This window comes from Nostoc sp. CHAB 5715 (genome assembly GCF_020829685.1).
Lineage (GTDB): Bacteria > Cyanobacteriota > Cyanobacteriia > Cyanobacteriales > Nostocaceae > Nostoc.
Genome location: NZ_JAIVFR010000478.1, coordinates 1 through 5,606 on the forward strand (window position 1 = coordinate 1; position 5,606 = coordinate 5,606).

A 5,606-nucleotide genomic window follows, 5' to 3' on the forward strand; every position below is an offset into this window, starting at 1 on the left:
TCTATTTCAGGAAACTCAACTTCCAGAGTATAAGTTGGGTTAAGTTGTTCGCAACCTAACTCTACACTTAAATATCCCGGAGTCGAACATGTAGCCATTGCTAAAGTTCCACTTCCGCGAAGTGTCAAAGTTCCTTTAACGGGTAACTCAGCCTGAACAAGTAACTTCGTAAGTTTATTTACAGACTGATACTCTACCCTGATGTTTAAATTACCGACAGTGGTTAGCCATTGTCTTTCTACCACCGGACTAGTTGCTGAAAGTGGTAGAGTCAAATTTTCCAGCAGTTGTTTAGCCGCCAGCAATGACAAAGCCATTTGTTGACGCGGTTGTAAATCTGAATAATCGCTCTGAATATTAGGCATTGTCTCCAGAGTACTTACAGACCGATAGGTGCTTCTTAGCACCAGTCCTGCGATATCGTTTAGTGCTTGAGACTCGTTGGGAAAAAAGTTCTCCACCACTTGAACTAATTTTGCTCCCAGAGGCATTGAAGATGTCACCAACGCCTGACATTGTTCCAGCAATTGCTGGAAAACTCTCTCCGGTAAGGGACGGGGCAGGTTCAACTTCGACTGTTGTACCATCCACCCCCAGGTAGGAACGAGCGTCCTTGACGGCTCATCAAGACAATCGGGATATTCGATTAATTGTGTTTCCCAAGGAAATAAAGGTGGGTGGTCTTGGGCTTGGATTAGTAAGCGATGTTTAAGGACAGCTTGGAAACGATCTTGCACAGTAGGAATTTCTCCCAATTGAAAGGTCTGGGGCGTTCCTCCCAATTTTGGCTCACTGCTTTTTGAAGCAGTGGCTTCATTGTGGAGGTTTTTTACCCCGTCATTTTCCTCACATTCTACAGATTGGTCGTTATTTTTGACATCATCTGTCAATAACCAACCGAGACACTGAGATTGTAAGGATTCTGAGTCACTATTCATGAGTAGATGCACCTGATCCGGACACTAATGAGTTACGAATTTCCCAAGCTTGCTCAAGAATTTTAAACCATCGTTTTTGAAGTTGTGCCATTGACAGCCCTAAAGTTTTTGCGATTTTTTCATCGGCTTGTCCTTGTTGCTTCAACTCTAGTAAAGACCGTTGCTTATTGTCCAGCTGTGCTGTGTATACTTGCCATTGCTGGGGAGTTAAGCCCAAATTGGTGTGCAAAGAAGCTTCTAGCCACTCGTGAACTAATTCCCAACGGTGTAATAATGCAAACCGAATCAAATGATACTTGAAGCGCTGCTGTAAGTAATCTCTCTGACGAGGGGTTAAACCTAAAATCGACTCAATTTCCTGTGCTGATAAATCCTGGAGGCGGAGAGAAAAGTAATCAGCACAATCAGATTGTTGCCGTTCTTCGAGATAATTCATTAATTCTGTAACTACAACGGAACGCAAAGTATCTTCTTCAGGTTCAGGTTCGGCTTGCGTTGCCATTGTGGAGCGTAATTGATGCACTGCTGGTTCTTCCCAACAGCCATCGGCTTCACTATTGCTGCCTTCTGCGGCTTGTTCTATATCTACGCTGGTTTCTGGGGGCTGCTGTTGAGAAAAAGTTTGCGCCCGCAAGATAATTAGCTGCTGCTGACGGCCTGGTAAGGGAATGCGTCGCTTGCCGTAGCGTTCGGTAAATGCCATGTACTCGGACAATTCTAGAAGCGTCTGAGGGCGATAAGTAGCACCGAGTTGATTTTCTCGCCGGAAAGCGTTTAATGCCTCCAGATAAAAACTCTGTAAGAAATCTTCAATTATAGTCAGTCGCCCTTGATAACTCAATTGCTTCTGAGGCGGATTAATGTATCGATAAATAATTGCACTCAGAGTACTGTGTAATTCTACCCTACCCCGATTTGAACCCAACTGATAGTACCTGAGACACTGTTGTAGCCGATGCCGAGCCAGGGTCATTGCCGAGCTTTCTACAGAGCCAGAAGCTTGAATACGTTTGCTTTCATGGCAAATCCGATATACTTCGGTGGTAATACGTGTTGCTACATCGTGGCAATTTTGTTCCGAAGCTTTGGTTGATTGTTGAAACTCCCTGGACAGGAGTTGAAATATCACCTCCACGCCTTTAGAATTTTCTCCCAGAATATTTGTAGATGGAATAGTTGCGGTTGCGGCTGAATTCATAGTCTCGGTTTTCAAAAGACCTAACGTATTTAAATACAACCTGTACGACTGTGGGTGTTGGCTTTTTTGATTTTACGTATAAGCTAAACGCAGACCAATCCTACATTGAGAATGTGGATGATTTTATTATTCCCAATTTCGATGGGATTGTTCACACTTTGATAGATGTTATTGCCATTACCCAAGAGCCGTATACAAGTCATTATGGATTTAGAAGCACAAATTCAATTGCTGATTGACAATGCACCCCCCGATGGTATAACACCAAATCTGATTGCAGCAATTGCTCCTGCTCTTAGAGCGATCGCTCAAAAATTACGTCACTCCCAGTACTACATTCTCCAAAATTCGGAGTCAAGCTGGGTTTTAACTACATTGAGCAATCTTACTAATCCAGGATTGGAAAAGCGGGTTATTTACGCTTTCCCTACCATACAGGATGTCTCTCTAATTTCCCCTGCTGGGCTTGACCCTCAAATGCTAGCTAAAATTATCCCTGTCACCCATATTTTGTTCCAATTGGTGGCATTGGAACCCGTAGATAGCATCGTTTTTTTGGAGACGCCGGGTAAGACCACTCATACCGTTGAAGTTCGACGAACTGAACTAGAAAAACTCATGCAGAAGCAGTTACGACAACAGCGATCGCCTAAACAGATACCCCCTGATATTGCATAGAAAAAACTTGGATGTGGGATTTTTTAGATACAATCCCACATCCAAAATTTTAAATCTCAAATTTGTTTGAAAAAGTTTTTGATGAAAATAAATTAATGCCGATTACTAACCTTCTAGTTCTTTAAAGAACCAAGCGATCGGCTTAATTTTTCGCCTAATCTAAAATTGGTTAACAAACAGTTATCAGTGAACATTTTTCAAATTTTAGCTGACTATTAAGCAAAATTTCCCACCTAAGAACAGGTGGTAGGTTTCGCTTAGGGTCTAAAGTCCCATTTTGTATCTGTTAACTGGTAAATGTTTTAATAGAGGCGACTCAGTGTGTACTCAGCTATGTTAATCAATGCCTGATGGGATTCTGAAGGTGGGAGAACTGCAAGATGTTCAATTGCTAACTTAGCATGGTGAGCAGCTAACTCTCGCGCCTGCTGTATACCTTGACTATCTTGAATTAATGCTAGTGCTTGCTCTAAATCCCCTTCTTGAGCAAACTTACGTTCAATTAGCACTTCCAGGTATGGTTTTTCCTTTAAGGCAAACAAAACTGGTGCAGTGAGATTACCACTTTTGAGATCAGATCCGGCTGGTTTACCCAAAGTATCAGTTGTACTGGTGAAATCTAAAATGTCATCCATAATCTGAAATGCCAAACCTAGATGACGGCCGTAGTCGTACAAATGTTCGGCAGTTTCTAGGGAAACGTCACTAAGTAACCCAGCTGCTTTAGAACTGTTGGCAATTAAAGAAGCTGCTTTGTAATAGCTCTTTTTTAGATAAGTTTCTATTGAGATGCCATAATCAAAACAATTTATTCCTTGCTGGATTTCTCCAGTAGCCAAATCCATAATCACTTCTGAGAGTAGTTTCACCACCTCCAAATTGTCCAAGTTTGCTAAATACCAGGACGATTGGGCAAAGAGAAAATCTCCTGCTAGGACAGCAACGCGATTACCGAATAGACTATGAACAGTAGGCACACCACGTCGCATTTGTGATTCATCTACCACATCGTCGTGTACCAAACTTGCTGTATGAATCATTTCTGTAATCTCAGCAAGGCGGCGATGACGCGGTGTAATCTCTTGATCTAACATTGTTGCCCGCGATATTAGCAGGACAATTGCTGGTCTGATACGCTTTCCCCCAGCACCGAATAAATGTTCGGCTGCTGCAAACAGAATGGGGTGGCGATTTCCAACTAGCTGCTTGAGGTTATCTGCTAGTAATCGCAGGTCTGCTTCCACAGGGGTAAACAGGGAGGTGGCTGGGGTCATGGATGGGCGGACTCTGACTTAGGTTACGAAAGTTTACATATCCTACACTCATTTTAAGATAACCCTGTGCCAGCGCAAAGTTTTCATCAGGTAATCTCATTTTCATCGAAAGCGACGGGAAACTCCATCCCCTTGTGGGTGTTCCGGGATAGTCGCCCCGTCGCTTGGGGCATTGGGCATTGGGCATTGGGTATTGGCCAAACAGCTAGTTTCTTCCCCATGCCCTATTCCCCATGCCCAAAAACTCCATCCCCTTGTGGGTGGAGTTTTTTATGAGTCTATCGGTGATAATTAAGGTTAGCGGCGCGTCTGTCAATAAGCAATAATACTTGGTGTCTGATAACTCAGGTTTTAAACTAACTTAAAACATGAATTATCCGTATATGGGAATAAATATCAGCTTAAATTGTATTAAATAGTTTCCCTGTACACGTTTCCCGCCACTGTTCAAAGGATAATTCAAGCAATACTACCTATTGACAAAATGGATGTGGTTTAAATAAGTTGGCGACTAGTCAGACTAAATTTCTTTAGGACTGAAGTGTAGCTATTCAAAAAATTTGAAATTTAGCAGTCGAATAGGCTCAAAATTTAAGGTCGTTGTGTTACGCTAAAATATAGGAATTTTAAATTTTTCAGATATTCACACCCCAAAAGTAAATCACCTAGTAGTTGATTTTACTGGCTTGGTGATGTAAGTCTAAAATAATTAATCGTAGCTTAAAATTAAGGAAATAATTCTTTTTATTTTTTCTACGAGCCGCGAAACTCCTGGTTTGGAGCTATGCGATATCCCTATGGGAAGCCGCTACACGTCTTCAGCGCACGTTGAGCGCAAGCATTGCTCCTTTCACAGCAATGTGAATAAAAATAAAGCAGATCAAGTAGACCGCAAAGAATCATAGTTTTAGATTGCCTTTTAGCAATCTAACTGCTGTGGGATCTATGGTCTGCAAGAAGTCGCATTAGAAAATAAATTATTTGTCTGTAGAAAATTTTATCTCTATAGGTAATTTTACCATAGGAAGCTACAGCCATCAAGAATGCACTTGCTTGGCTGAGGTTCTACTAATTTTATTTTTATGGAATTTTATTTCGTTTAGAAAAGTGCTAGTAGAACAATGATTTACGGAAGTATACCTATGATGATTTTTATTTTAGCGTCTGGATATTTGTTCACAGTCTACCTGTTATTAGCACTGGCGAAGCGAACGGGTACAAAGACTGTTGCTAAAAGTTTTTCTTCATCTGCCGAAGGAAAACACAAGCAGGAGATATCAGTAAGGGCAAAGGTGACTGAAGCAGTCAATAGTCAGTAGACATTGGGCATTGAGCATTGGGTATTGGGCATGGTCAATAACCAATAGTTATTCTTCCTCTGCTTCCCCTGCTCCCCCTGCCCCCTGCCTTTTAATTGGTGTCGTAGCGTTTTTCTCACAGTGAATTCATAATCTTTATTTTCTCAGATCAATGGCGTTATCTGAAGAATAAAGAATTAAGGATGAAATTCAGAACATT

The 5,606-nt window shown here is 41.6% G+C and carries 6 protein-coding genes; 2 read left to right on the top strand and 4 right to left on the bottom strand.

The features are described from left to right. Both LC574_RS23720 and hetZ read right to left on the bottom strand, forming a co-directional pair. A partial coding sequence (locus tag LC574_RS23720; protein ID WP_229456020.1) for a PatU occupies positions 1-938 on the bottom strand: 938 nt, incomplete at its 3' end. Beyond that, positions 931-2,136: a heterocyst differentiation protein HetZ gene (gene hetZ / locus LC574_RS23725; RefSeq protein WP_229456021.1), complete on the bottom strand. Its 1,206-nt coding sequence runs from the start codon at positions 2,134-2,136 to the stop codon at positions 931-933. The genes LC574_RS23720 and hetZ, both read right to left, overlap by 8 nt. 204 nt (positions 2,137-2,340) lie before the next feature. On the opposite strand from hetZ, the gene LC574_RS23730 reads away from it, so the two are divergent. Further along, complete coding sequence (locus LC574_RS23730; RefSeq protein ID WP_229456024.1) at positions 2,341-2,814, top strand: hypothetical protein; 474 nt, start codon at positions 2,341-2,343, stop codon at positions 2,812-2,814. A gap of 302 nt (positions 2,815-3,116) precedes the next feature. Here LC574_RS23730 and sds read toward each other — a convergent pair whose 3' ends face one another. Together sds and LC574_RS38205 are read right to left on the bottom strand one after the other, a co-directional pair. Beyond that, on the bottom strand, positions 3,117-4,088 hold the full coding sequence (sds, locus tag LC574_RS23735) for a solanesyl diphosphate synthase (protein ID WP_229456022.1): 972 nt from the start codon (positions 4,086-4,088) through the stop codon (positions 3,117-3,119). 86 nt (positions 4,089-4,174) lie between these two features. Then, positions 4,175-4,309: a hypothetical protein gene (locus tag LC574_RS38205; protein ID WP_267871645.1), complete on the bottom strand. Its 135-nt coding sequence runs from the start codon at positions 4,307-4,309 to the stop codon at positions 4,175-4,177. Between the two features lie 900 nt (positions 4,310-5,209). Between LC574_RS38205 and LC574_RS23740 the strand changes: the two genes are divergently transcribed. Further along, a complete protein-coding gene (locus LC574_RS23740) occupies positions 5,210-5,407 on the top strand; it encodes a hypothetical protein (RefSeq protein ID WP_229456023.1) in 198 nt (65 codons plus the stop codon). Positions 5,408-5,606: the final 199 nt, after the last annotated feature.

What these genes read in the sequence shown, in the direction of transcription:
- LC574_RS38205 (WP_267871645.1), bottom strand. Translation starts at nt 4,309, where the DNA reads ATGGGGAAGAAACTAGCTGTTTGGCCAATACCCAATGCCCAATGCCCA.
- hetZ (WP_229456021.1), bottom strand. Translation starts at nt 2,136, where the DNA reads ATGAATTCAGCCGCAACCGCAACTATTCCATCTACAAATATTCTGGGA.
- LC574_RS23740 (WP_229456023.1), top strand. Translation starts at nt 5,210, where the DNA reads ATGATTTACGGAAGTATACCTATGATGATTTTTATTTTAGCGTCTGGA.
- sds (WP_229456022.1), bottom strand. Translation starts at nt 4,088, where the DNA reads ATGACCCCAGCCACCTCCCTGTTTACCCCTGTGGAAGCAGACCTGCGA.
- LC574_RS23730 (WP_229456024.1), top strand. Translation starts at nt 2,341, where the DNA reads ATGGATTTAGAAGCACAAATTCAATTGCTGATTGACAATGCACCCCCC.